At 65.3% G+C, this 23,932-nt stretch carries 28 protein-coding genes; 13 read left to right on the forward strand and 15 right to left on the reverse strand.

What is annotated here, in order from left to right:
* Window positions 1-88: 88 nt before the first annotated feature.
* Window positions 89-1,219 carry a dipeptidase gene (locus VIR62_RS14655; protein WP_431872458.1) on the forward strand — a complete coding sequence of 377 codons (1,131 nt, stop codon included), beginning with the start codon at window positions 89-91 and terminating at the stop codon, window positions 1,217-1,219.
* Here VIR62_RS14655 and ruvA read toward each other — a convergent pair.
* The 6 genes from ruvA to VIR62_RS14685 all read right to left on the reverse strand — a co-directional run bounded on the left by ruvA (window position 1,216) and on the right by VIR62_RS14685 (window position 4,520).
* Window positions 1,216-1,815 (reverse strand): Holliday junction branch migration protein RuvA, encoded by a 600-nt coding sequence (gene ruvA, locus VIR62_RS14660; RefSeq protein ID WP_431872460.1) that lies wholly within the window; start codon window positions 1,813-1,815, stop codon window positions 1,216-1,218. The genes VIR62_RS14655 and ruvA overlap by 4 nt on opposite strands.
* On the reverse strand, window positions 1,812-2,309 hold the full coding sequence (ruvC, locus tag VIR62_RS14665; protein ID WP_431872534.1) for a crossover junction endodeoxyribonuclease RuvC: 498 nt from the start codon (window positions 2,307-2,309) through the stop codon (window positions 1,812-1,814). The genes ruvA and ruvC overlap by 4 nt, the downstream gene beginning before the upstream one ends.
* The gene (locus VIR62_RS14670; RefSeq protein ID WP_431872462.1) at window positions 2,306-3,049 is read right to left on the reverse strand and encodes a YebC/PmpR family DNA-binding transcriptional regulator; all 744 of its coding nucleotides are present in this window, start codon (window positions 3,047-3,049) and stop codon (window positions 2,306-2,308) included. The genes ruvC and VIR62_RS14670 overlap by 4 nt, the downstream gene beginning before the upstream one ends.
* A 58-nt stretch (window positions 3,050-3,107) precedes the next feature.
* Entirely contained in the window at window positions 3,108-3,776 is a 669-nt protein-coding gene (locus VIR62_RS14675) for a hypothetical protein (protein ID WP_431872464.1), read from the reverse strand.
* Between the two features lie 107 nt (window positions 3,777-3,883).
* Entirely contained in the window at window positions 3,884-4,204 is a 321-nt protein-coding gene (locus VIR62_RS14680; RefSeq protein ID WP_431872466.1) for a heavy metal-binding domain-containing protein, read from the reverse strand.
* 73 nt (window positions 4,205-4,277) lie between these two features.
* Window positions 4,278-4,520, reverse strand: coding sequence for a DUF2312 domain-containing protein (locus VIR62_RS14685; RefSeq protein ID WP_431872468.1), 243 nt, complete (start codon window positions 4,518-4,520; stop codon window positions 4,278-4,280).
* A 135-nt stretch (window positions 4,521-4,655) separates the two neighbouring features.
* Here VIR62_RS14685 and pyk point away from each other — a divergent pair, with 135 nt between their 5' ends.
* Window positions 4,656-6,116 carry a pyruvate kinase gene (gene pyk, locus VIR62_RS14690; RefSeq protein WP_431872470.1) on the forward strand — a complete coding sequence of 487 codons (1,461 nt, stop codon included), beginning with the start codon at window positions 4,656-4,658 and terminating at the stop codon, window positions 6,114-6,116.
* A 13-nt stretch (window positions 6,117-6,129) separates the two neighbouring features.
* On the opposite strand, the gene VIR62_RS14695 is transcribed toward pyk, so the two are convergent.
* Window positions 6,130-6,738 carry an HAD family hydrolase gene (locus tag VIR62_RS14695; RefSeq protein ID WP_431872472.1) on the reverse strand — a complete coding sequence of 203 codons (609 nt, stop codon included), beginning with the start codon at window positions 6,736-6,738 and terminating at the stop codon, window positions 6,130-6,132.
* Window positions 6,739-6,745: 7 nt separating this feature from the next.
* Window positions 6,746-6,871, reverse strand: a complete 126-nt coding sequence (gene ykgO / locus VIR62_RS14700) for a type B 50S ribosomal protein L36 (protein WP_006833921.1) — start codon at window positions 6,869-6,871, stop codon at window positions 6,746-6,748.
* 111 nt (window positions 6,872-6,982) lie between these two features.
* On the opposite strand from ykgO, the gene VIR62_RS14705 reads away from it, so the two are divergent.
* The 8 genes from VIR62_RS14705 (at window position 6,983) to VIR62_RS14740 (ending at window position 14,070) form a co-directional block, all read left to right on the forward strand.
* Entirely contained in the window at window positions 6,983-8,335 is a 1,353-nt protein-coding gene (locus VIR62_RS14705) for an APC family permease (protein ID WP_431872474.1), read from the forward strand.
* Complete coding sequence (locus tag VIR62_RS14710; protein ID WP_431872476.1) at window positions 8,332-8,886, forward strand: SAM-dependent methyltransferase; 555 nt, start codon at window positions 8,332-8,334, stop codon at window positions 8,884-8,886. Before VIR62_RS14705 ends, VIR62_RS14710 begins: the two co-directional genes overlap by 4 nt.
* A gap of 164 nt (window positions 8,887-9,050) precedes the next feature.
* Window positions 9,051-9,908: a cytochrome c oxidase subunit II gene (locus VIR62_RS14715; RefSeq protein WP_431872478.1), complete on the forward strand. Its 858-nt coding sequence runs from the start codon at window positions 9,051-9,053 to the stop codon at window positions 9,906-9,908.
* Window positions 9,909-11,666 carry a cytochrome c oxidase subunit I gene (locus VIR62_RS14720; RefSeq protein WP_431872480.1) on the forward strand — a complete coding sequence of 586 codons (1,758 nt, stop codon included), beginning with the start codon at window positions 9,909-9,911 and terminating at the stop codon, window positions 11,664-11,666.
* On the forward strand, window positions 11,663-12,283 hold the full coding sequence (locus VIR62_RS14725) for a cytochrome c oxidase subunit 3 (RefSeq protein WP_431872481.1): 621 nt from the start codon (window positions 11,663-11,665) through the stop codon (window positions 12,281-12,283). The genes VIR62_RS14720 and VIR62_RS14725 overlap by 4 nt, the downstream gene beginning before the upstream one ends.
* A 13-nt stretch (window positions 12,284-12,296) precedes the next feature.
* Complete coding sequence (locus VIR62_RS14730) at window positions 12,297-12,992, forward strand: heme-copper oxidase subunit III family protein (protein ID WP_431872483.1); 696 nt, start codon at window positions 12,297-12,299, stop codon at window positions 12,990-12,992.
* 7 nt (window positions 12,993-12,999) lie between these two features.
* Window positions 13,000-13,377 (forward strand): cytochrome C oxidase subunit IV family protein, encoded by a 378-nt coding sequence (locus tag VIR62_RS14735; protein WP_431872485.1) that lies wholly within the window; start codon window positions 13,000-13,002, stop codon window positions 13,375-13,377.
* Window positions 13,378-14,070 (forward strand): c-type cytochrome, encoded by a 693-nt coding sequence (locus tag VIR62_RS14740; RefSeq protein WP_431872486.1) that lies wholly within the window; start codon window positions 13,378-13,380, stop codon window positions 14,068-14,070.
* A 22-nt stretch (window positions 14,071-14,092) separates the two neighbouring features.
* On the opposite strand, the gene VIR62_RS14745 is transcribed toward VIR62_RS14740, so the two are convergent.
* The 4 genes from VIR62_RS14745 to galE all read right to left on the reverse strand — a co-directional run bounded on the left by VIR62_RS14745 (window position 14,093) and on the right by galE (window position 18,727).
* Window positions 14,093-14,281 carry a hypothetical protein gene (locus tag VIR62_RS14745; protein WP_431872488.1) on the reverse strand — a complete coding sequence of 63 codons (189 nt, stop codon included), beginning with the start codon at window positions 14,279-14,281 and terminating at the stop codon, window positions 14,093-14,095.
* Between the two features lie 160 nt (window positions 14,282-14,441).
* Window positions 14,442-15,857 carry an amino acid permease gene (locus VIR62_RS14750; protein WP_431872490.1) on the reverse strand — a complete coding sequence of 472 codons (1,416 nt, stop codon included), beginning with the start codon at window positions 15,855-15,857 and terminating at the stop codon, window positions 14,442-14,444.
* A gap of 62 nt (window positions 15,858-15,919) precedes the next feature.
* Window positions 15,920-17,635: a diguanylate cyclase domain-containing protein gene (locus tag VIR62_RS14755; RefSeq protein ID WP_431872491.1), complete on the reverse strand. Its 1,716-nt coding sequence runs from the start codon at window positions 17,633-17,635 to the stop codon at window positions 15,920-15,922.
* A 60-nt stretch (window positions 17,636-17,695) separates the two neighbouring features.
* Window positions 17,696-18,727, reverse strand: coding sequence for a UDP-glucose 4-epimerase GalE (galE, locus tag VIR62_RS14760; RefSeq protein ID WP_431872493.1), 1,032 nt, complete (start codon window positions 18,725-18,727; stop codon window positions 17,696-17,698).
* A gap of 93 nt (window positions 18,728-18,820) precedes the next feature.
* Here galE and VIR62_RS14765 point away from each other — a divergent pair, with 93 nt between their 5' ends.
* From VIR62_RS14765 to gpmA, 3 genes are read left to right on the forward strand one after another with little or no spacing between them, the layout of a single operon-like run.
* Window positions 18,821-19,435 carry a DUF4136 domain-containing protein gene (locus VIR62_RS14765; RefSeq protein ID WP_431872495.1) on the forward strand — a complete coding sequence of 205 codons (615 nt, stop codon included), beginning with the start codon at window positions 18,821-18,823 and terminating at the stop codon, window positions 19,433-19,435.
* A complete protein-coding gene (locus VIR62_RS14770) occupies window positions 19,432-20,562 on the forward strand; it encodes a M14 family metallopeptidase (protein WP_431872496.1) in 1,131 nt (376 codons plus the stop codon). The genes VIR62_RS14765 and VIR62_RS14770 overlap by 4 nt, the downstream gene beginning before the upstream one ends.
* 1 nt (window position 20,563) lies before the next feature.
* Complete coding sequence (gpmA, locus tag VIR62_RS14775; protein ID WP_431872498.1) at window positions 20,564-21,250, forward strand: 2,3-diphosphoglycerate-dependent phosphoglycerate mutase; 687 nt, start codon at window positions 20,564-20,566, stop codon at window positions 21,248-21,250.
* 6 nt (window positions 21,251-21,256) lie between these two features.
* Here the strand turns inward: gpmA and VIR62_RS14780 are convergent, their stop codons facing one another.
* The 3 genes from VIR62_RS14780 to VIR62_RS14790 all read right to left on the reverse strand — a co-directional run bounded on the left by VIR62_RS14780 (window position 21,257) and on the right by VIR62_RS14790 (window position 23,849).
* Window positions 21,257-21,862, reverse strand: a complete 606-nt coding sequence (locus VIR62_RS14780) for a GGDEF domain-containing protein (protein WP_431872499.1) — start codon at window positions 21,860-21,862, stop codon at window positions 21,257-21,259.
* A 68-nt stretch (window positions 21,863-21,930) separates the two neighbouring features.
* On the reverse strand, window positions 21,931-22,509 hold the full coding sequence (locus VIR62_RS14785) for a CC0125/CC1285 family lipoprotein (protein ID WP_431872501.1): 579 nt from the start codon (window positions 22,507-22,509) through the stop codon (window positions 21,931-21,933).
* A gap of 302 nt (window positions 22,510-22,811) precedes the next feature.
* The gene (locus tag VIR62_RS14790) at window positions 22,812-23,849 is read right to left on the reverse strand and encodes a PRC-barrel domain-containing protein (RefSeq protein WP_431872502.1); all 1,038 of its coding nucleotides are present in this window, start codon (window positions 23,847-23,849) and stop codon (window positions 22,812-22,814) included.
* Window positions 23,850-23,932: the final 83 nt, after the last annotated feature.

Consider the following 23,932-nt stretch of genomic DNA (forward strand, 5'->3'; position numbering starts at 1 on the left):
TTAGCGCAACGGGATTCCCTGTCCACAAGCGAGCATGTTGAGCCTGGCCCCAGCCTCGCCTAGGCTCGTCTAAAATAGGGAGGGCATCATGGATCGTCGCGAGTTTCTTCTGACGGCGGGCGCGGCGGGCGCCCTTCTCGGCGTTCCCGCCATGGCGCGGTCGCAGGATGCGGCACCCAGACCGCCCCAGCATCCTTCCCTCTACATCGACGCCCAAGGCGGCCTCGACGGATTCGAGCCGGATGGCAAGGGCGGCTACACACCTACCGAGAAGTTGATCGAAGGTCTCAAGCAGCGCCGCATCGACGTTGTCAGCATGACCATCGCAGAGGTCGGCAACGGGCCCGATCGTTTCCGCGGAGCGATGGAGGCGATCGCCAGCTGGGACAAGATGATCGGCGAACATCCGGACCTGCTGATCAAGGTCGAAAGCGCCGCCGATCTCGCCGCCGCCCGCGCGCCGGGCCGATGCGGCCTCATCTACAATTTCCAGGACACGACGCCGCTCGAAGCCGATCCGTCCAAGGCGGCGATGTTCGGAACGCTCGGCGTCAAGATCATCCAGCTCACCTACAACAAGCGCAACCTAGCGGGCGACGGCTGCCTCGAATCCGCCAATGCGGGTCTTTCCGATTTCGGGCGCGAGGCGATCGCCGAGATCGAGAAGGCGAACGTCCTCCTCGACCTCAGTCACTCGGGACAGCGCACCCAGGCCGAAGGCATCGCCGCCGCGAAGCGTCCGCCCGCCATCACCCACAGCGGCTGTCGCGCCCTCGTCGATTTCCCGCGCAATACATACGATGCCGAAATGAAGGCGCTGGCCGACAAGGGCGGAGTGTTCGGAGTCTATCTGATGCCTTTCCTCCGGGCCAAGGGACAGCCCGGCCGCGAGGACTTAATCCGCCATCTGGAGCATGCCGTGAAAGTCTGCGGCGAAGACCATGTCGGCATCGGCACCGATGGTCCCTTCCTCGGTTATGAGGTCAACGACGAGACCCGCAAGCGACAGCGCGAATTCTACGAAGACCGCGCCAAGCGCGGCATCGCCGCTCCGGGCGAGGGGGCGGACGTGCTGAACCTGGTCGAAGGCTATAATGACGCCACGCGCTACGACCAACTGGCGGCGGACCTCAAGGCCAGGGGCTGGAGCTCGGCGCGCGTCGACAAGCTGCTCGGCGACAATTTCGCCCGTCTCTTCACCGAAGTCTGGAAGGCCTAGCGCGCGGCCTTCTTGAGCGCGGTGCGCACCAGGGCGTCCAGCGTCGCGTCCGGCCCGAGCTCCGCTTCCGCCTTTGCAACGGCGGCGGAGGCTTCGGCCGGCCTGAAGCCGAGATTCTGCAGCGCCGAAACGGCGTCGGCGCTAAAGCCGCCCGGAGCCAGGCCGGGCACCGTCCCGCCGCCGCCAAGCACGATACCGCCCGTCTTGTCCTTCAGCTCGTTCACGATCCGCTGGGCAAGCTTGGGACCTACACCCTGCGAGCGCGCCACCATCGCCTTGTCGCCGCTGGCGATGGCGCGATGCAACTCATCGCCGGTGAGGGCGGAAAGGATCGCGAGAGCAACGCGGGAGCCGACGCCCTGGACCGACGTCAGCAGCCGGAACCAGTCGCGCTCCTCGGCGGTGGCGAAGCCGACAAGCCTGATGGCGTCGTCCGAAACCTGCATCTCCGTGTGGAGCACCACTTCGTCCCCGATCGCCCCCAGCCCCGAAAGCGTCCGCGTCGAGGCCGAAACCAGATAACCGACGCCGCCCACGTCGATGACGGCGTGATCGGCGCCGAAGCTGTCGAGCAGCCCCCTCAATTTCGCGATCACGCCGCGTGTCCCCTCAGCGCCCGGTTGCTGGCGAGGTGATGGGCGTGGGTGATCGCTACCGCCAAGGCGTCGGCCGCGTCGGCTCCGGCGACCTTCGCGCCGGGCAGCAGCCGCTGGACCATCGCGTGCACTTGCGCCTTCTCGGCGGCGCCCGTGCCGACCAGCGCCTTCTTCACCAGCCGGGGCGCATATTCCCCGACCGCAATGCCGCTCCGCGCCGCCGCGAGCAGCACGACGCCTCGTGCCTGGCCAAGCTTCAGGGTCGATTGCGGATTTTCGTTGACGAACACTTCCTCGACCGCCGCTCCCTCCGGCCGATATTCGGCCAGCACATCCGCCAGACGGTCGTGAAGGTCGACCAGCCGCACGGCCAACTCAGCCTTGGCATCCGTCCTGATCTGCCCGTTGGCGACGTGGCTGAGGCGATTGCCTTCCGCCGCGATCATGCCCCAGCCGGTGCATCCCAGCCCGGGATCGAGGCCGATCAGGATCAGGCGATCTTCTCCATCACCTCGTCCGGGACATCGTAATTGCCCCAGACCGTCTGGACATCGTCGTCATCGTCGAGCGCGTCGATCAGCTTCAGCAGGGAGCCGGCATCGTCCTCACCCACTTCTACCGGTGTCTGCGACCGCCAGGCGAGCTTAACGCTCTCCGCCTCGCCGAGGCTCTTCTCGAGCGCCTTGGCGACCTCGTGCAGATCCTCCTGCGCGGTCCAGATGTCATGGGTCTCGTCGTTCGACTCCATGTCTTCCGCGCCCGCTTCGATCGCCGCCTCGAACACCCTGTCGTGGCTGCCCGCCGAGCTTGGATAGGTGATGAGGCCCAATCGGTCGAAGCCGTGGCTGACCGATCCGCTCGCGCCCAGGCTGCCGCCATTCTTGGAGAAGATGGTGCGCACGTTGGTCGCGGTGCGGTTGCGGTTGTCGGTCAGCGCCTCGACAATCAGCGACACGCCGCCCGGGCCGAAGCCCTCGTAGCGCAGTTCCTCGTAATTATCGCCTTCGCCCGCCGAAGACTTGTCGATCGCGCGCTGGATGTTGTCCTTGGGCATGGACTGCGCCTTGGCCGCGAGCACGGCGGCGCGGAGGCGCGGGTTCATGTCCGGATCGGGCGTGCCCATCTTGGCCGCGACGGTGATCTCGCGCGACAGCTTGGAAAACATCGCCGAGCGCTTTTTGTCCTGCGCCCCTTTGCGATGCATGATGTTCTTGAATTTACTGTGGCCGGCCATGGATCCGGTTTCGCCTCTTCGAGAAATTTCTGTGGTGCCGCCGCGCTAGCCGAGTGGCTCACCTTTGCGCAACGCGCCTGTAGGCTTCGGCATTGAGGCCGAGGCCGAGCAAGGCCATTACCGTGCTGAGCGGGCCATCGAAAAGCGCCAATGGCCAGAACCAATCGCCGGCACCGTCGATCAGAAGCAGATCGATAATGGCGTGGAGAACGGCCATGGGTGCGACCAGGATCAGCGTCCACGCCACCAAATGCGGAAGCCAGCGACCGAAATCGCGCAGGAAGCGAGCCGGATTCCAGCCCAGCGGAGTCGCCACCGCAATTCCGACGGCCCAGGGCGCCAACGGCGCCAGAGCCACGGTCAGGAGAATGTTCCGAAGAACGATGCCTGACAGCGTCTCGGGCGAATCGATCAGACCGCTTACCAGCGACGCGATGCCGAAGCTGGCGATGAGCGAAAGCGCGTAAAGCCAGAAAGCACCATCCGGCTGCCAGGGATAACGCCCGCCAGGCGCGAGGATGCGAAGGATCGCGACCGAGAGAACCAGTATTCCACCGATCCGCACGAACGCTGCCGCCAGAAAAGCGTAGGACGGTACGGCGCCCGCTTCGGGAATGTTGAAGAGAATGACGATGTTGCTCAACGTCAGGATGACGAGGAGCAGCCCCGCTGGGAGCCGCATCCTCGGATCGCGCAGATTCCTAACGGCTTCGACGAGGAAGCTCACCAACCCTCCCCCGTCGGGATTGCCAAAGTGCCGGTAGCGCTATCGCTCATGATCAAGCCCCCCCCGTTTCAGGCTGGCCTATCGCATTGACCGAAGACCGAACATCCCTAGCCGAGCCGGACCGCCGTCCCTGATACGGTGACCATCAGCATCGAGCCTTCCTTGCCGATCACTTCATAGTCGATGTCGACGCCGATCACGGCGTTGGCGCCGAGCCGGGCGGCCTCGGCTTCCAGCTCCTCAAAGGCCGTGCCGCGTGCATCGCGAAGCGTGCTTTCATAGGAGCCGGCGCGACCGCCCACGATATCGCGGATGCCGGCGAATAGATCCTTGAAGATGTTCGCGCCGACGATGACCTCGCCGGTGACGACGCCCAGATATTGCTGAACCGGGTGGCCCTCTACCGCCGTGGTCGTGGTGACGATCATGTCGTTCCTCCCTCTGTTTCAGGCGTCATTGCGAGGAGCGCAGCGACGAAGCTGCGCTCGCAATGACGGGCCATTACTCCAGCCCCAGCGCCGCCTTGTAGGTCTCCAGCAGCGCCTCCGCTTCCTGGCGAACATGGCTTTCCATCTTCCTGAGGCGCACGATCGCGCGGATCGTCTTGGTGTCGTAACCGCGCGACTTCGCCTCCAGATAGACGTCCTTCACGTCGTCGGCGATCGCCTTCTTCTCTTCCTCCAGCCGCTCGATACGCTCGATCAGCAATCGCAGCTCGTCGGCCGCGACGGTTCCTTCCGCCATTAAAACACTCCGTCGATTCAAGATGAGAGGTTGCCTCTAGGGGGTCGATGGACGCGGCTCAAGCGCCCTTGGCACGTTCCGGTTGAACTGCCGCCAATAGTGGCTATTCCGCCATCGACGCCGACGGGAGAGACCATGCAGAGCCAGTTCGTTCCCCGCAGCCGCAAGGTCCGCATCCTCGCCACGCTCGGCCCCGCCAGCAATACGCCCAAGATGATCCGGCAGTTGGCCGAGGCCGGCGCCGATGCCTTCCGCGTCAACATGAGCCATGGGACGCACGAGGATCACAAGAAGCTGATCGAGACGATCCGCGGCCTCGAAAAGGAGCTCGACCGCCCGACCACCATCCTCGCCGATCTACAGGGCCCCAAGCTCCGCGTCGGCAAGTTCAAGGGCGACAAGGCGCTTTTGGTAAAGGGAGACACCTTCGTCCTCGATCGCGAGGCGAAACCAGGCGATTCGACCCGGGTCAATCTGCCCCATGCCGAGATTTTCGATGCAGTGAAGGATGGGACGCGGCTCCTCATCGACGATGGCAAGCTGGTGTTGCGCGTCGTCAGCGCCGGTCCGGAACGGATCGAAACGCTAATTGAAGTCGGCGGTCAGATTTCCAACAAAAAAGGCCTCAACGTCCCCGATGTCGTCCTCCCCGTCGCGGCCCTCACCGAAAAGGACCGGGCCGACCTCGCCTTCGCGCTCGACCAGCATGTCGACTGGATCGCCCTCTCCTTCGTCCAGCGGCCGGAGGACGTCGCCGAGGCGCGGCGCCTGATCGCCGGGCGGGCGTCCCTGCTCGCCAAGATCGAGAAGCCTGCGGCGGTCGAGCGGCTGGAGGGCATATTGGAGCTCGCCGACGCGGTGATGGTCGCGCGCGGCGATCTCGGCGTCGAACTTCCGCCCGAGGATGTGCCGCCTCTGCAAAAGCAGATCGTCGAGGCCGCGCGCCGCCTCGGGCGCCCGGTGGTGGTGGCGACGCAGATGCTCGAATCGATGATCACCTCGCCCTCGCCGACTCGCGCCGAAGTCTCGGACGTGGCCACGGCGGTCTATGACGGCGCCGACGCGATCATGCTGTCGGCCGAAAGCGCATCGGGCCAGTGGCCGCTCGAATCGGTGTCGATCATGAATCGCATCGCGACCAGCGTCGAGGCGGACCCGAGCCATTCCGCCCGCGTCCACTTCACCGAGACATTGCCCGACGCTACCACCAACGACGCCATCGCCCGCGCGGCGAGCGATATCGTCCGTACCGTCGGCGGATCGGCGATCGTGTGCTTCACCACGTCGGGCTCCACCGCTCGCCGCGTCGCGCGTGAGCGGCCGACCGTGCCCCTCCTCGTCCTGACGCCCTCACTCAAGACCGCGCGGCGGCTCGGGCTGCTGTGGGGCGCCCACGCTGTGCGCACGCGCGACGTCGCGAACTTCGAGGAGATGGTCGGAAAGTCGAAGCGCATGGCGCTGAGGCACGGGGTCGCCAAGGGAGGCGACCGTGTCGTCGTCACCGCCGGCGTGCCCTTCGGCACCCCCGGATCGACCAACGTCATCCACATTGTCCGGCTGGTCGGTGACGAGCTGGAGCGGCACAAAGGCGGCTAGACCTTCGAGAGGTCTAGAGCAGCCTTTCGGTTTCCAGCCGCGCCCTGAGGCTCGCCGCGTCCGTAAAAAGATGCGCCTGCATCCCGACCGCCCGCGCCCCATCGACGTTGATGAGCCGGTCGTCGATGAGCAGCGCCTCCGCCGGTTTCAGGCCGAACCGGTCGAGCGCGCGATAATAAAGCGCGGGATCGGGCTTCAGGAGCTTCTCCTCGCCCGACACGACGATGTCGCGGAACTGGCGGAAGAACGCGTCTTCCCGCCGACGGAACGGCGCCCACAAGTCGGCGGAGAAGTTAGTGATTGCGAAGAGCGGCACGCCCCGCTCGTCCAGCTCTGCCACGATCGCGTGCACGCCGGGCACCGGATCGGTGATCGTCTCGCCGAACCGCTCGCCCCATGCCGCGATCAGATGGGCGTATTCAGGGAAGGTCTCGCTGAGTGCCGCAGCGGCCTCGCCGTAGGCGCGGCCTCCGTCCAAGCTCTCGTGCCAGGCCCACAGGTCGACATCCTCGATGAATTTCAGGCGCGCGTCATCATCCGCGATCTGGCGGGCGAGAAAGCTTTCGGGATCCCAGCCGTAGAGGACGTTGCCGACGTCGAAGACGACGGCGGTCGGGGCCAAGGCTCTCTTAGCCCTGGCGCGCCTTGAAGCGGCGATTCGTCTTGTTGATGACGTAGGTGCGGCCCCGGCGACGGATCACGCGACAGTCGCGATGGCGCGACTTGAGGGACTTGAGAGAGTTGCGGATCTTCATGGCCGAACTGACCTGCCTGTTCTTTTTACGATTCTGATTGCTGGAAAAGAAGGCGCTCCCCTATGGGGAAGGGCCGCTCAAGTCAAGCGCAGCCGCGCCATGGAGAGGAGCGTGAACCGGACCGATATTCCCGCGCTGGACGCACCGCCCGCCGAAGGGCCGCACCCGACGCTGGGCGCGCGCCATGTCGCGGCGATCGTCGTCGGCATCGTCATCGGCGCGGGGATATTCCGGACACCTTCCCTGGTGGCGGGAGTTGCGGGAAGCGAAGAGGCCTTTCTCGTCGCCTGGCTGGCGGGCGGCATCCTCTCCATCATCGGCGCCCTTTGCTATGCCGAGCTCGCGGCCGCCTTTCCGAGCGCCGGCGGCGACTATCATTTCCTCAGCCGCGCCTTCGGCCGCCGCCTCGGCTTCCTCTATGCCTGGGCAAGGCTGTCGGTCATCCAGACCGGTTCGCTGACGCTGCTCGCCTTCCTGTTCGGCGACTATGCGTCCGAATTGCTGCCTCTCGGGCCCCAGGGTCCGGCCATCTACGCGGCCGCGGCCGTCATCGCCCTCACCGCGATCAACTGGATTCATGTCCGGCAGGGGACGGGAAGCCAGCTCTGGCTCACCGTCGTCGAGGTCCTCGGCCTGCTGACCCTGATCGCCGCTGGTTTCCTCATCGCGCCTACCCCGTCCGGCGCAGCCGCGCCGCCCGCCGAATCCTCGGTCGGCCTGATGATGGTATTCGTGCTGCTGACCTATGGCGGCTGGAGCGAGGGGGCCTATATGTCCGCCGAGCTTCGAGGCGGCAGACGCCGGATCGCGACGGTGCTGGTCGCAAGCCTCGGCCTCGTCACTCTCCTCTACCTGCTCGTCAACTTCGCCTACATCCGGGCTCTCGGGCTCGGCGGCATCGCCGGAACCGATGTCGTAGCCGCGGATCTTGCCGAAAGAGCCGCGGGATCGGGCGGCGCGGTGCTGATCAGCTTTCTCGTCGCTGTCTCCGCCCTCACATCGGCCAACGGCACCTCGATCACCGGCGCGCGCACCACCTATGCACTGGGCAGCAGCTTTGCGCAGCTCGGCTGGCTCGGCCGGTGGAGCCCCGGCGGCCACACACCCCGAAACGCCCTGCTGGTCCAGGGCGCCATCGCGTTGCTGCTGATCGGAGCCGGCGCCTTCGCTCGCGACGGCTTCCGCATGGCGGTCGAATATACCGCGCCGGTCTTCTGGCTGTTCCTGCTGCTCGTCGGCATCAGCCTGTTCGTGCTGCGCCGGCGGGAGCCCGAGGCGGAGCGACCGTTCCGCGTGCCGCTCTACCCCGTGCTGCCGATCATTTTCTGCCTGACCAGCGCCTATCTGCTCTATTCGAGCATTGCGTATACGGGCACCAGCGCGCTCGTCGGCGTGGCGGTCCTCGCCGTCGGCGCGTTGCTGCTCTTGTTCCTGCGTCCATCCGATCAGGAGACAAGATCATGAAAACCCTGCTCGCTCTTCTCGCCCTCGGTCTTCTCGCTCCGGCCCCCGTCCAGGACGCGCCTTCCCCCACTGCCGAAGCGCCCAGCCGAGAACCGGACGTCATTTACGTACCGACGCCGCAGCCCGTAGTCGACGCCATGCTGAAGCTCGCAGAGGTCAAGAAGGGCGACGTTCTATACGATCTCGGGTCGGGCGACGGCCGCATTCCGATTACGGCGGCGAAGACCTACGGTATCCGTGCCGTCGGCATCGACATCGATCCCGAACGCATCGCCGAGGCCCGAGCCAATGTCAAAGAGGCCGGCGTGACCGATAAGGTCACTATTCGCCAGGCTGATCTCTTCCAGTCAGACATCAGCGAAGCGAGCGTCGTCACCCTCTATCTCCTCCAGAGCCTCAACGAGAAGCTTCGGCCCAAGCTGCTGGGCGAGCTGAAGCCCGGCACGCGCGTGGTCAGCCATGCCTTCAGCATGGGCGAATGGGAGCCGGAAGTGACACAGGAGGTAGACGGCAACACCATCTATCTCTGGACCATTCCCAGGCGGAAGTGACGGATTTCCCAGTGAAATCATCCACGGGCGGCTAACGCTTTCCCCAGAGGAATTTTCGCTATATGGTCGCCCCAGTTTGGTTGGTGAGTTCCCGCGTGCCGGGTTGAACCAGGTCCAAGGTCACCCTGCATGTTTGGCGAGTTTCGCCATGCACAGGAGGGGTGATGGCTGTCGCAATCGTCATTGCGCTGCTGGTGCTGGGCACCGTAATCTTCCACTTGGTGAGCCCCTGGTGGATGACGCCGCTCGCCTCCAATTGGGGATCGATCGACAACGCGCTGATCATCACCCTCTACATCTGCGCAGTCGCCTTTATCGTGCTGAACCTGTTTCTGGCGCTGGCGCTGTGGCGCTATCGCAGCCGCGCCGGCCATCGCGCCCATTACGAGCCTGAAAATGCCAGGCTCGAGAAGCGCCTGACGCTCTGGACCGGGATCGGCATTGCCGGAATGCTCGCCCCCGGCCTTCTCGCCTGGAACGAATATGTGACGGTACCGGCCGACGCGGCGGTAATCGAGGCGACGGGACAGCAATGGCAGTGGGGCTATCGCTTCCCCGGTGGAGACAGCGTGCTCGGCACGGCCGCTGTGGCCCATATCTCGCCGGACAATCCCTTCGGTATCAACCCGCGCGATCCTTATGGGCGCGACGACATCCTCATCGAGACGAGCGAGCTTCACATGGCCGTGGGCCAGCCGGTGAAGATGGTGCTCCGCTCCAAGGACGTGCTCCACGATTTCTATGTGCCGCAGTTCCGCGCCAAGATGGATCTGGTGCCCGGTATCGTCACCTATTTCTGGATGACGCCGACCAAGGAAGGCACGTACGACATTCTGTGCGCCGAGCTATGCGGCGTCGGCCATCACAATATGCGCGGCACCGTCGTCGTCGAGAGCCGCGAAGCCTTCGATACTTGGCTGTCCGAGCAGATGACCTTCGGCCAGCTCCTGGCCCGGAACGAAGCGGCGAAGAATATCCAGCTGGCCGACGCCGGCGCGACAGCCATGACCGGGGGACGCTGAATGGCGACTGTTACGCATCCGACGCTAGCCGACGACCTGAAGCCCCTCCACCACCCCAAGACTTTCATCGGCAAATATATCTGGAGCCAGGACCATAAGGTCATCGCCATCCAATATGCGTTGACGGCGATCGCGATCGGACTGGTCGCGCTGGTCCTCTCGGCGCTGATGCGGCTGCAGTTGGGCTTCCCCGACACGTTCACCTTCATCCAGCCAGAGAACTATCTCCAGTACGTGACCATGCACGGCATGATCATGGTGGTCTACCTCCTGACAGCGATCCTGCTCGGGGGCTTCGGCAACTATCTGATCCCGCTGATGGTCGGCGCGCGGGACATGGTGTTCCCCTATGTCAACATGCTGAGCTACTGGGTTTATCTTCTCGCGGTGCTCGTTCTCGTGGCGAGCTTCTTCGTCCCCGGCGGGCCCACCGGCGCCGGCTGGACGCTCTATCCCCCGCAGACGATCCTCCAGGGAACGCCGGGCCACGACTGGGGCATCATCCTGATGCTTGCCAGCCTCGCCATCTTCATCGTCGGCTTCACGATGGGGGGACTCAACTATGTGGTGACCGTTCTCCAGGCGCGCGCCAAGGGCATGACCCTGATGCGGATGCCCTGCTCGGTCTGGGGCATCTTCGTCGCCTCGATCATGGCTTTGCTCGCCTTCCCGGCCCTGTTCGTCGCCTGCATCATGATGCTTTTGGACAGCATCGCCGGCACCAGCTTCTTCATGCCGGCCATCATGGCCATGGGAAACGAGGACATGGGCTATGAGGGCGGCTCGCCGATCCTCTTCCAGCATCTCTTCTGGTTCTTCGGCCACCCCGAGGTCTATATCGTCGCGCTGCCCGCCTTCGGCATCGTCTCCGATCTCGTCAGCGTCCACGCCCGCAAGAACATCTTCGGCTACCGGATGATGGTCTGGGCGATCGTCATCATCGGCGCGCTCAGCTTCTTCGTCTGGGCGCACCACATGTACGTATCGGGCATGAACCCCTATTTCGGCTTCTTCTTCGCGACCTCGACCCTCATCATCGCCATCCCGACCGCGATCAAGGTCTACAACTGGCTGCTGACGCTCTGGCGCGGCAACATCCATTTCACGGTGCCGATGCTGTTCGCCATCGCCTTCCTCTTCACCTTCATCCACGGCGGGCTTTCAGGACTTTTCCTCGGCAATGTCAGCGTCGACGTGCCGCTTTCCGACACCTTCTTCGTCGTCGGCCATTTCCACATGGTGATGGGCGTGTCGCCGATCCTCGTCATCTTCGGCGCCATCTACCACTGGTATCCGAAGATCACCGGGCGGATGTGGAACGAGACGCTCGGCAAGCTCCATTTCTGGATCACTTTCCTCGGCGTCTACGCCATCTTCCTGCCGATGCACTATCTCGGCATCCTGGGCGTCCCGCGCCGCTATTTCGAGCTGGGCGAGACGGGCTTCATCCCGCCCTCGGCGCATCTGGCCAATCAGGCGATCACCATTGCCGCCCTGGTCGTCTTCGCGGCGCAGATGCTGTTCTTCTGGAACATGATCTGGAGCCTGTTCCGCGGGCCGAAGGCCGATCCAAACCCCTGGGGCGCGGCCTCCCTCGAATGGCAGACACCCGATACACCGCCCAAGCACGGCAATTGGGGCGAGAAGCTCCCGGTCGTCCACCGCTGGGCCTATGACTATTCGGTTCCGGGTGCGGAAACAGACTTCATTCCCCAGAACGTGCCGCATGACGGCTCGGCGAGGCATCACCCGACATGAGCCTCTTCACCCGCCTCGGCGAGAAAAGCTGGGAAACGCCCGGCTCCGACCGCCCCGACCCCGCCACCTACCGCCCGCCGGCCGCGCAGGTGATGATGCTGGTCTATTTCGGCGTCATCACCATCTTGTTCGGGCTCGTTTCCTCGGCTTACTTCATGAGGATGGGCATGCCGGGCATGGGCCATGCCGCGATGGACTGGCGGCCGATGCCCGAGCCGCCGCTCATCTGGATCAACACCGCTGTCCTGCTGCTCGCCAGCCTCGCCTGGGAAGCGGCCCGGATCGGCACCCGCCGGGGCGAAACGGCGCTCGTCCGCCCGGGTCTCATCGCCGCCGGCGCGCTCGGCGTCCTCTTTCTCGGCGGCCAGCTCCTGCTCTGGAGCCAGTTCGCTACCCAAGGTTATTTCCTGCAGTCGAACCCGGCCAACGCCTTCTTCTACATGATCACCACCCTTCACGGCCTCCACCTCATCGGGGGCCTGTGGTTCTGGGGCCTGGCGATGCGGCGTGCGCGCGGAGGCGGAGCGGCGGCGCTGCCGATCCAACTCACCGCCGCTTACTGGCATTTCCTGCTGCTCGTCTGGATTTTGATGCTGGGACTGTTCGTATCGACCTGAGGAGAGGGAAGGCATGTCGACCGTGATCCGTCCAGGGGAAGAGGCGGCCGGCGGGCCGCCGGAGGCCCTGCGCGATTTCGCCGACGACTGGGCGTCCGACCAGGAGGTCTTCAAGGGCGTCCACTGGGGGAAGGCCATGATGTGGATCTTCCTCCTCTCCGACACCTTCATCTTCTCGTCCTTCCTCATCTCCTACATGACGATGCGCTCGTCGGTGACGGTGCCCTGGCCCAATGCCAGCGTGGTGTTCGGTCTCGACGTCGGCGGCGTATCGGTGCCGCTCCTCCTAATCGCGATCATGACCTTCGTCCTCATCAGCTCCAGCGGCACGATGGCGATGGCGGTCAATTATGGATATCGCCGCAACCGCAAGGTCACGACCGCCCTGATGCTCGCCACCGCCGCTCTCGGCGCGACGTTCGTGTCCATGCAGGCCTTCGAATGGACCAAGCTCATCCACGAGGGCGTCCGCCCCTGGGGCAATCCCTGGGGCGCGGAGCAGTTCGGCGCCTCCTTCTTCATGATCACCGGCTTTCACGGCCTCCACGTCTCGGCCGGCGTGATCATGCTGCTGATTGTCGCCTCCAAGGTCTGGCGCGGCCATTACGACCGCTCGGGCGACTATTCGGCCGTCGAGATCGCCGGCCTCTACTGGCACTTCGTCGACCTCGTCTGGGTCTTCATCTTCGCTTTCTTCTACCTCTGGTGAGACGCTCATGAACCACGCAACACATCCCGTTCAGGAGGCCGACCACCAGGCGCCGCCGCCGCCGGCGCACGATCCGGGGCAGCAGCATCCGATCGGCATCTATCTCAAAATCTGGGGGCTGCTCTTCGTACTCAGCACCATGTCCTATCTGGTCGATTATTTCGCGATCCAGGGGACGATGCGCTGGGTGCTCATCATCCTCTTCATGATCCTGAAGGCGGGCCTCATCGTCGCCGTGTTCATGCACATGATGTGGGAGCGGATGGCGCTTATCTACGCGATTCTCGTGCCGCCGCTCGCGCTCGGCACGCTGGTCTGGCTGATGTGGATCGAATCCGACTACACTTTTTGGACGCGCATTCTCTTCTTCGACGGGGGCGGCTGAATGGACGGCTGGGAATGGACCAAGGTCGGCACCGCGGTCACCGCCGCCGTCGCGGTGATGCTGAGCGGCTACTGGTTCGCGGGCGAGCTGATCAACGTCGATTATCCCGAGGCGCGCGGATACGGCATCGAGGGCGCCGTGCCGGTCGATCTTGCCGCCCTCCAGCGCGCCTGGCCCGCCGGCATGCACCAGCCGGGCGACCCGGCCGAGCTTAGAGGCTACATGACCCATATCGAGAAGGCCGTCCTGCCGGTTTCGGAAGCCGGCACCGGCACCGGGGCGCAAGCGCTCCCCGTCGATCTCGGCACCCTCCTCGCCGCCGCCGACCCGGCGAGAGGTGAGAGCGTGGGCAAGGTCTGCGCCTCCTGCCACACGTTCGAGCAGGGTGGCCCCAATCGCACCGGTCCGAACCTTTGGGGCATTGTCGGCCGCCCGGTCGCCAGCGCGCCGGGCTTTGCCTATTCCGACGCCCTCGCCGGCCATCCCGGCGCCTGGACCTACGAGCAGCTCGACGCCTATCTCGAAAGCCCCGCACGCGCCGTTCCCGGCAACAAGATGTCCTACGGCGGCCTCCGCAATCCCAAGAGCCGCGCCAACCTGCTGGCCTGGCTCGGCACTTTGAACCGGACGCCCGCGCCCTTCCCGGCGCCGGCGGTGGCCGCCGCGGAAACCGAAGCCGAGACTAAGAGCTGATCACGCCCGCTGCCGGCGTGGACTACGAACGGTCGTACCAGACGAGCAGGCGCCCGCAATTGCCGAGGCGTTCAGTCCGAACGATGCGGGCCCGTTGTCCCAGCAGCGACAGGAAGTTCTCGTCGCTATAGTCAGAGAAGATATCCTCCCGCTGCGCCAGCAGCCGCTGGACCATAGGATCGTCCTTCGGTGGAAACTCGATGACGCCCACCGGCGCCCCGCCTTTTCATGCCGGTTGGCGGTGTCTTGCCGTCGGTGGGGCCTTTGTACGGCTGCTTAAGCAGGGAGATGGCGCGCATGACGATCTTCATCGGCGGGAAAGCTAGCGCGCCATGGTTAACAAAGTTCGACGCCCAGCGGCGCAAGGCGACTCACTCCCCGTCCCCGACTGGGTTGGAGGAATCTCCCAAGCCATAGCGCCAGGCATATAGGCCGCTCAAAAGCGCCAGCAGCGGCAGGCCGTAGACCAGGGTCATCCGGAACTCATCGGTAAAAAGCGTCGTGACGAGGATCGCGACAACCAGCAGCGCGCCGGCCGCGCTCGTCCAGGGCGCGCCCCACATGCGGAACGCTGCCGCGCCCTCGAGATGACGGCGGCGGAAGTGGATATGGGTGACGAAGATCATCAGCCAGGTGAAGAGCGCGCCGAAGATCGCGATCGAGATCATGAAGGTGAAAGCGGTCTCCGGTCGCCACGCATAGACGATCGCGGCGAGGCCGATCCCGACCGTGGACAAGGCGAGCGCGGCAAGCGGCACGCCGCGTTCGCTGACCCGCCCCAGCGCTTCCGGTGCGAAACCGGCGCGCGACAGGCTGAACAGCATCCGCGTCGCGCCGTAGATCTGGCTGTTCATCGCCGACAGAGCCGCGATCAGGATGACGAAGTTGATGATCCCCGCCGCGCCCGTGATTCCGGTCGCGGCCATGACGGTGACGAAGGGGCTGCCGCCCGCCCCCGCCTCGCGCCACGGCACAATGGCGAGCATGACGGCGAGGGTGAGGAGATAGAAGAGCACCAGCCGGAACACCGTCGCCTTGAACGCGCTCCTGATCGCCCGCTCCGGCTCCTCGGCCTCGCCGGCCGCGACCGCGATCATCTCGACGCTGAAATAGCTGAAAATGGCGATGATGACGGCGACCCACATGCCACCGATGCCGTTAGGCAGGAAACCGCCGTCCGAGACATAGTTTGAAAAACCGACCGGCGATCCCGGCTCCGCGGCGGCGATCAGCCAGGCGCCGAGCAGGATGAAACCGACGATGGCGACGATCTTGATCATCGAGAAGACATATTCGATCGATCCGAACACGCGCACGCTGAACGCGTTGACCGCCACCAGCGCCGCCGCGAAGCCCAGGATCCAGTACACGCCGGGGACGCCCGGAAACCAGTAGCCCATATAGATCGCGATCGCCGTCACTTCCGTGCCGATCGCCAGCACCAGGCAGGAGAAATAGGCGTAGCGGACGAGGAATCCCGCCATCGGCCCGACGAAGCGCTCGGCATGAAGCCCGAACGAGCCCGACGCCGGCAGCACCACCGTCATCTCGGCCAGCGCGCCCATGAGCAGCAGGGTCACCACCGCCCCGATCGCATAGCTTACCAGCACGGCAGGCCCCGCGAACCCGATCGCGAACGCGCTGCCCAGGAACAGCCCCGTTCCGATCGCCCCGCCGATCGCGATCATCGACAGCTGCCCGGTCCCGAGCGAGCGATGCAACCCCCGATCGGCCTCCACCTCCGCCGCGCTCAGCGCCGCCGAACTGTCCGAAAATGTCTGTTCCACAAATGCTCCCACGGCTCGACTCTCGGGGGCTGCCCGAGCCGGCGCGAAGAGGCAAGCGCAAGCTAGGCGGCCTTCATCCGGCGCTCCGGCTTGTCCATGCGGCCGAGGTGGCCGCACGCCACACGGTCGCGGCCGGCATTCTTGGCGGCATAGAGCGCCTGGTCGGCGAGCCGGTAGACGGTCCGGAAGCTCGACCGGCCGACCGCCTCGGCGACGCCGATGCTGACGCTCAGCCTTCCTTCCTCGCCGATGAGATCGGCGAGCGCCAGGCTGCCAAGGCTGATCCGAACCTTTTCTGCGAAGTCGACAAGGTCGGGCAGCGCCAGGCCGGTGACGCCCAGCGCGAATTCCTCGCCGCCTAGGCGGGCGGCGTGGACGGTCGAGCCGGCCAGCTCGCCGAGGCGATCCGCCAGCCGCCGAAGCACCCGGTCCCCGGCGTCATGACCGTATCGATCGTTGATCGCCTTGAAATGATCGACGTCGATCAGGAGCAGCCCGAAGCTGTGCCCGGCACCGGCGAGAGCCGTCTCGGTGCGATCGACGAAGCCCCGGCGGTTGAGGAGGCCGGTCAGGGGATCGCGCTCGGCCAGTTCGCGTAGTTCCGCCTGGGCCGCGCGCGCCGTATCCCGTTCGGCGCGGAATCGGGAGAGGTGCAAGGTCGTCGCGATGGAAAGCCAAACGGTCTGGAGCGCCGATGCCAGCAGCACCGCGATCTGCGGACCGCCGCCGAACAGGCTCGTTCCCATGTCGAACAGTTGCGTCGCGGCCAGCACCGCCATCGGGATCGCCCAGGCGAGGAAGAAGGATCGCGCCTCGCGGCACCCCCTTCGCCAGGCGAGGCCGATCATCAGGGTGACGGCCGCCAGCACGGCGAGAACCGTGACGCCGAGCACTGGTCCGATCGCATCGATCATGGCTGCTGGACCGAAGGCGACGGGCGCCCCCATCAACGCGACGCCCCAGCCCAGCGCCAGGACGAGGCGCCTCAGCCAACACGGGGTGGAGCCCGCCTCCGGGCAGGTCGCGGCGCAGGTAGCGGCGAAAGCGATCGCCAGCGTCGCCAGCATGGTGCAGAGCCTAGCCGTCGCCGTCCCCGCGAGAATGGGTAGCGCCAGCAGCGCAAGCTGCGACCAGAGCAGGGCCCAGACGAGCACCGTCGCCACCCAGGCCGAATGCCACACGACATAGGACTGGCGGGACGCCCGGGCCAGCAGCAGGTTATAGCAGCTGCTGAGCAGGAGCAGGGTCAGCGCGCCGCCGATAAGGCTTGCCGCGAGGGCGGCATCGCGAGCGGCGGCACCGGCGGGAAGCAGGCGGGTGCGGAGCAGCGAATAATCGTCCAGCCCGTCGATGCCGAGCTTCACCGACGCGAGCGGCGCCCCGCGATAGGGCGCGCTGAAGGCCAGCTGTCCGCCGACCCGCCAGTAGGAGCCGAAGTCTCCGGCCCGGACCCGGTGCCGGATCACCGACCCGTCGGCATAGCCGAACATTATGTCGAGCCGTTCGAACCGCGTCTGGTGGACGAGAAGGGTGGCGCCCTCGCCGGCTACGTCGTCCGGATGAACCTCGGCGCTCAGCCAGAGCCGTCCGTCCTCATAGCCGCTCGGCTCGCCGCCGCAGGTAAACCGTGAAGGCGCGGGAGCCACTATGGGGTCCGTGGCGGCCGTGACCGCGTGGCAGTATCGATCCTTCAAGGGCTGGAGCGGCTCTTGCGGACGTGCCTCGGCCGCCCGCGAAGCGAGCAACAGCGCGGCAACGAACAACAGGCGCTCAAACACGATCAGACCCCCCGGACTCCGGTCAGACTTAGACGCTAATGCCTCATCGGAAAGGAAGGATTAACCCGCCGCTCCCGACGGGCCGCGATCCCGCTCCGCCAGCCTTCGTTCCCAGGCCAGCGCGTCGGCGACGATCATGTCAAGGTCGTCGCGCCGGGGACGCCAGGGAAGAGTGCCAAGAATGCGCCCGTTGTCCGCCACCAGCGCGTCGGGGTCGCCGGGACGACGGGGTTCGAGGCGGCGGTCGAGCTTCAAATTGGTGACGCGGTCGACGGCGTCGAGGACCTCCAGCACGGAAAAGCCGCGGCCATAGCCGCAGTTGAGCGTGTGCGACGTGCCGGGATCGGCGATCAGCTTTTCCAGCGCATTGATATGGGCGGCGGCGAGGTCGCTGACATGGATATAGTCGCGCACCCCGGTTCCGTCGGGCGTGTCGTAATCGGTGCCGTAGACGGAGACGTGGCCGCGCTTGCCGATCGCGGCCTCTACGGCGACCTTGATCAGATGCGTGGCACCGGCGGTGGACTGGCCGGAGCGACCCTTCGGATCGGCGCCGGCGACGTTGAAATAGCGCAGCGCGCAGAAGTTCATCGGATGGGCGGCGGCCGTATCGGCCAGCATCCGCTCGGTCATCAGCTTCGACCAGCCATAAGGATTGATCGGCTGGGTGCGGGCGTCTTCGCGCACCGGCACCTGCTCCGGAATGCCATAGGTCGCGGCGGTCGAGGAGAAGATGAAATGCCTGACGCCGCCCTTCACCGCGCTTTCGATAAGCGAGCGGCTCTTCACCGTGTTGTTCTCATAATATTTGAGCGGGTTTTCGACCGACTCCGGCACGATGATCGATCCGGCGAAATGGATGATAGCCTGGATGCCGTGCTTCTCGATCAGGCGGGCGAGGAGCGGCTGGTCGGCTATGTCGCCTTCGACAAACACGGCCGCGTCCGGCACGGCCCAACGAAAGCCGGTCGTGAGATTGTCGACCACCACCACAGGCCAGCCGGCGTCGAGTAGCGCCAGCACCGCATGGCTGCCGATATAGCCCCCGCCGCCCGTCACGAGGACCGGAACTTTATTCCTTCGTTCGCTCATTCCCGCCTGTCTCCAAAGGCTTCCAGTTGCAGCAAAAACCCGTCAGGATCGTTTCAGACCCCATATGACGCCGCATAACGACGAGGTGATGTAATGAAAGCCCTTTTCTCCCGCGCCTGCGCGCTCGCTTTTGTCGCCTCGCTGGCCGCGTGCGCCTCCAATCCGGCATCGCGCGGCGTCGAAGTCACCCGCTTCCACCTCGGCCAGCAGCCCATCGCCCGCGGCCAGATCGTCGTCGAGCCGATCAATCCGGCGGCGGCGGGATCGATCGAATTCAGGACCCATGCGGCGTCGGTCGCGCGGGAGCTGGCGCGGCTGGGCTGGACGGTGGTGGGCACTGTCGGCCAGTCCGAGCAGGTCGCGACCGTCCATGTCGATCGCGGCACTCGGGAGACGCTGCAGCGGCGCTCCCCGGTCAGCGTCGGCGTCGGTGGCCATACGGGTGGCTGGAGCAGCGGTGTAGGCGTGGGCGTCGGCCTCGGCCTCGACAGCCTGCTGGGTGGCGGATCGTGCGAAGTCGTCGGCACCTTGATGGAGGTCAGGATCAAGCGCCGCTCCGAAGGCACCGTCTTCTGGGAGGGCCGCGCCGTCACCGAAGCCTGCGTCGGCAGCCCGCAGGCACAGCCCGCTTTCGCCACCCAAAAGCTCGCCGAAGCGCTGTTTCGGGACTTCCCCGGCGAGTCGGGCCGCACTATCAGGGTCGAATGACCTATAGCATTTCGAGCGCCTTCGATGGCGGCAACATCCATCTGGTCGCCATAGAAGGCGACCGTATCGACCTTGAAATCACGAAGGATCACCAGTCCGATTTCTACCAATGGTTCTATTTCCGGCTGACCGGCGCCGGCGGCAAGCCCGTCGAGCTCAGGCTGCTCAATTGCGGCGATTCCGCCTATCCCCACGGTTGGAAAAACTACCGCGCGCGCCTCTCCTACGACCGCGAATATTGGGAGCAGGCCGAAACGAGCTACAATAATGGCGTCCTCACCATCAAGGTGACGCCGGCCTCGGACAGCGTCTGGTTCGCCTATTTCGCGCCTTATACGATGGAGCGGCACCACGATCTCGTCGCCTCCGTCGCCGCCTACCCCGATGTCGAATACAGGTCGCTCGGCCAGACGCTCGACGGACAGGAGCTCGACTATTTCCGCATCGGCGAGGGCGAACTTTCCATCTGGCTCTACGCCCGCCAGCATCCCGGTGAGACGATGGCCGAATGGTGGATGGAAGGCGCACTCGAGAAGCTGCTCGACGACGACGACCCCGTCTCGCGCCGCCTCCGCCAGAAGGCGACCTTCCACGTCGTTCCCAACATGAATCCGGACGGGTCGAGTCGCGGCCATTTGCGCACCAATGCCGTCGGCACCAATCTCAACCGCGAATGGCACGAACCGAGCGCGGAGAAGAGCCCGGAGGTGCTCCATGTCCTGGGAGAGATGGACAAAACCGGCGTCGATTTCGCGATGGATATCCATGGGGACGAGGCGATCGCCGCCAATTTCCTCGCCGGCTTCGAGGGCATCCCCTCGTTCAGGCAGGCGCAGCAGGACCTGTTCGACCGCTTCAGCGAGACGCTGGTCAGGCTCTCGCCCGATTTCCAGACCGAGAAGGGCTATGAGATACCCGCCCCCGGTCGGGCGAACCTTTCCATGTCCACCGCCCAACTCGCCGAGCGTTTCGGCGCGGTGTCGATGACGCTGGAGATGCCGTTCAAGGACAATGACGACCTGCCCGATCCGGACCATGGCTGGTCGCCCGAACGCAGCCGCGCCCTCGGCCGCTCGTGCCTCGATGCGCTCCACGCGATCATCGATGAGCTGCCGAAGCGCCGCTGACATGCCGAGGCTCGTATTGATCCGCCACGGCCAGTCGGCGTGGAATCTCGAGAACCGTTTCACCGGCTGGTGGGACGTCGACCTGACCGATCTCGGCGCCAGGGAAGCGAAAGAGGCCGGCGAGCTGATGGCCGCCAGGGGACTCGACTTCGACCTCTGCTTCACCTCCGTCCAGACCCGCGCCATCAAGACGCTCCACCTCGCGCTGGAGGCGATGGGGCGGCTGTGGCTTCCGGTCGAAAAGCACTGGCGTCTGAACGAGCGCCATTATGGCGGGCTCACCGGTCTCGACAAGCAGGAGATGCGGGAGAAGGTCGGCGACGAGCAGGTCCATATCTGGCGCCGCTCCTTCGACATCCCGCCGCCGCCGCTGGAGCCGGGCAGTAAATATGATGTGGGGCAGGACCGCCGCTACGCCGGCCTGGAGGTCCCGCGGACCGAGAGCCTCAAGAACACCATCGCGCGCGTCCTCCCCTATTGGGACGAGCGGATCGCGCCGGCGCTGAAGGCGGGCGAGCGGGTGCTCATCTCCGCCCACGGCAATTCGCTCCGGGCTTTGGTCAAGCACCTGTCGAACATTCCGGACGATGAGATCACCGGCCTCGAAATCCCCACCGGCCAGCCGATCATCTACGAGCTGGACGACAGCCTCGCGGCCCGCGAGCGCTACTATCTGAAGGATCGCTGAGCCCTCCTACGAGGAGGGGACGCGTTCCTCCTTCGCCGCGCGCAGATTATGGTCGGCCCTGCGTATCACGCCGTTGGCGTCGTCGCCGGGAAGGATGGTGGCGACGCCGATCGACACTTCGATGGCGACCACCGCGCCGCCGAGGTCCAGCGGGTCGGCCGTGATGCATCGGACAAGCCGTTCGGCGGTCTCAATCGCGCTGTTATGGTCGAGATGGTCGAGGATGAGGCCGAACTCGTTGCCCCCCACGCGGGCAAGGATGTCCGTCGAACGGATGAGTCCGCTCAAGATCTTCGCTGCGTGGATGAGCGCCGCATCGCCGGCCAGGCGGCCGTGGCGGTCGTTGATCGCCTTCAGGTTATCGAGCTCGATCTGGAGAAGTGCCGCGGGCGTGCCGTGGCGGCTTGTATGGCTAGCCACCCGCCCCAGCTCGGCGAGAAAGCGGCGGCGATTGGGGAGCGGCGTCAGCGTGTCGCAGTCGTCGCGCTGCTCAAGCTCGCCCACCCGCTCGCGCATTTCGGCGAGCGATGCGCGGAGCAGCGCATTCTCGTCGGCCAGCCCGACGGTGCCGTGCACCGAAGACGGTCCTTCCTTGTTGCCGGCATCCGCCATCTCGTCGCCCCATGAGCCGCTGATCTTCCGTCATTCTAGGCTTGGAGCGTTAACAGAGGGTAGGCGCCTCAGCTCGGCAGCTCGATCGTCGGACCCAAGTTGGCCATCACCGCGCGCGCGTCGAAGCTCATCGGATCGTTCGCCCGCGTGCCCCGGAACATGACGATCTCGGCCATCGCCTCATAGCGTTCGATGGTGTCGATATCGACGGTGCTGGTGAAGAAGGGACGGCCGAACCAGGGATTCCATCCCCGCCAGCCATAGGGGCCGTAATAGCGCCAGGAAGGCGCCCAATAGCCAAAGGCTCCGGGCCTGAAGGGATCGGTGCGGACGCGCGTGTCGACGTCGCGGTCGGTGTCGCGCCTGACAATGGTGAAACCGTCATAGCCGTTCTGCACGGTCAGCTCGGCGGCGCGGAAGAGAAGATAGTTCTCGACCCGCTCGCGCGAGGTGAGCTGATTGCCGGAAAAGCTGACGCGGAAACGGTTCTGCTCGATCTGCTGGCTGGCGTAGCCACCGCTCGCACCCGTCCCCCGCGTGCCAAGCGGTTGATAGGGAGTGGGCGTCGCGCACGCGAAAAGCATGAGGGCGGCAAGCGGAGCAAGCCTGATCGAGGATCGGCGCCGGATCGGGGACAGGCGGTGCATGCGAAGCTCCTTTCTAGGCCTTCGATGGACTTATCGAATCAACGCCGGCTGCAGGGACGCCGTTCCGGAAAAACGTTGCGCGAACGAAAAAGGGCGGGATCGCTCCCGCCCTTTCGGCCAATCGGGAAGATCAATCCCACCAGTCGCGACCGTCCCGCCGGAACTCAGGACGCTCCTCGCGGCGTTCGCGGCGATAGTCGCCCCGGCGCTCGCGACGGAACGAGCGCCGGCTGATCTCGCCTTGCCTGTCTCGCCGTCACGGCCTCATCCTGGTTGCCGACCCCAGGCCGAGAGACATTTGCCTAGGCTGCCGTCGTATCGGCCTTGCGGCTTTCGGCCGTTTTGGTCTCCGCCCTCTCCTTCCGCTCGGCGCCTCCGATCGCCGATCGGCCTTCCGTGACCGCAACCGACGCCGTGAGGTCGGAGGGACGATAGAAGATCAGGATCCGACGACGATATTCGGGCGTGAACTCGGGCTCATCACCAGCCTCGAAGCGCGGCGCGACGGCAAGTTCGTCCTTGGAAATGTCGAGGCCGTAGCCGTCCTTTTCCTCGTCATAGTCGAGCAGAGGCCAAGGCAGTGGGAACAGGCTGGCGCCGAAGCCCATCGTGCCGCCGAAGCTCATCACCGCATAGGCGACGCGGCCGGAATATTTGTCGACCATGAAGTTGACGATCGTCCCGAGCCGCTCGCCGTCGCGCCCGACGACCGGCGTGCCTTCGACCTTCTTCGACGAAATGAGGCGGAGATTTTCGTCCGTCTCGAGGCGGAGCTCGAAATCGTCCTCAGCGCGGCCGTGGCGGCGCCGGCCGCTGTTGTACCAGCGGTTGGCGGCATAGGCCGCGCCCGCCACGGCAGCCGCTCCAGCGACACCCGCGACACCCATTCCCACCTTGTTCCAGCTCCAGTGGCCACCTTGCAGGCGCCTCACCTTGGCTTGCTCATATTGGTCGGCGACGTCGGGCTCGGCCGCCTCACACTGGGCCGCGATCGCCTGATGGCGCTTGGCGATGACGTCGAACCGTTCGAGAGTATTGCGGAACTCGGCGGTCCATTCATGGCTGCTTTTGTCCGGCCGGTCGAGGGCGGATAAGGATTTGCGAAGCTCCTTGTGGAGGGTCTTTATGTCGCCGACGGCCGTCTTCGCATCCTCTCTCTTCTTGAGCGGCGTGAAGAATACTTCCTCGATCACCGCGAGGTGGCGGCGGAGCTGAAGGTCGAAAAGGTCGAACTGATTGTCGCGGCCGCCGACATCGGCGCCGTCGCCGCTCCTGGCGATGTCCTCGCCCAGCGAATGGATCTGCTTATGGTCGTGTTCGAGATGGCGGATGATGTCCATTTGGGGCTCCTCTTCGCTGAATGGGCTGAAGGTGAATCAACGGGAAAGGACGGCTCTCGTTCCGGCCGCGAAGGCGGGCCGTG

The sequence above is a fragment of the Allosphingosinicella sp. genome, from assembly GCF_036570505.1.
Classification (GTDB): Bacteria; Pseudomonadota; Alphaproteobacteria; order Sphingomonadales; family Sphingomonadaceae; genus Allosphingosinicella.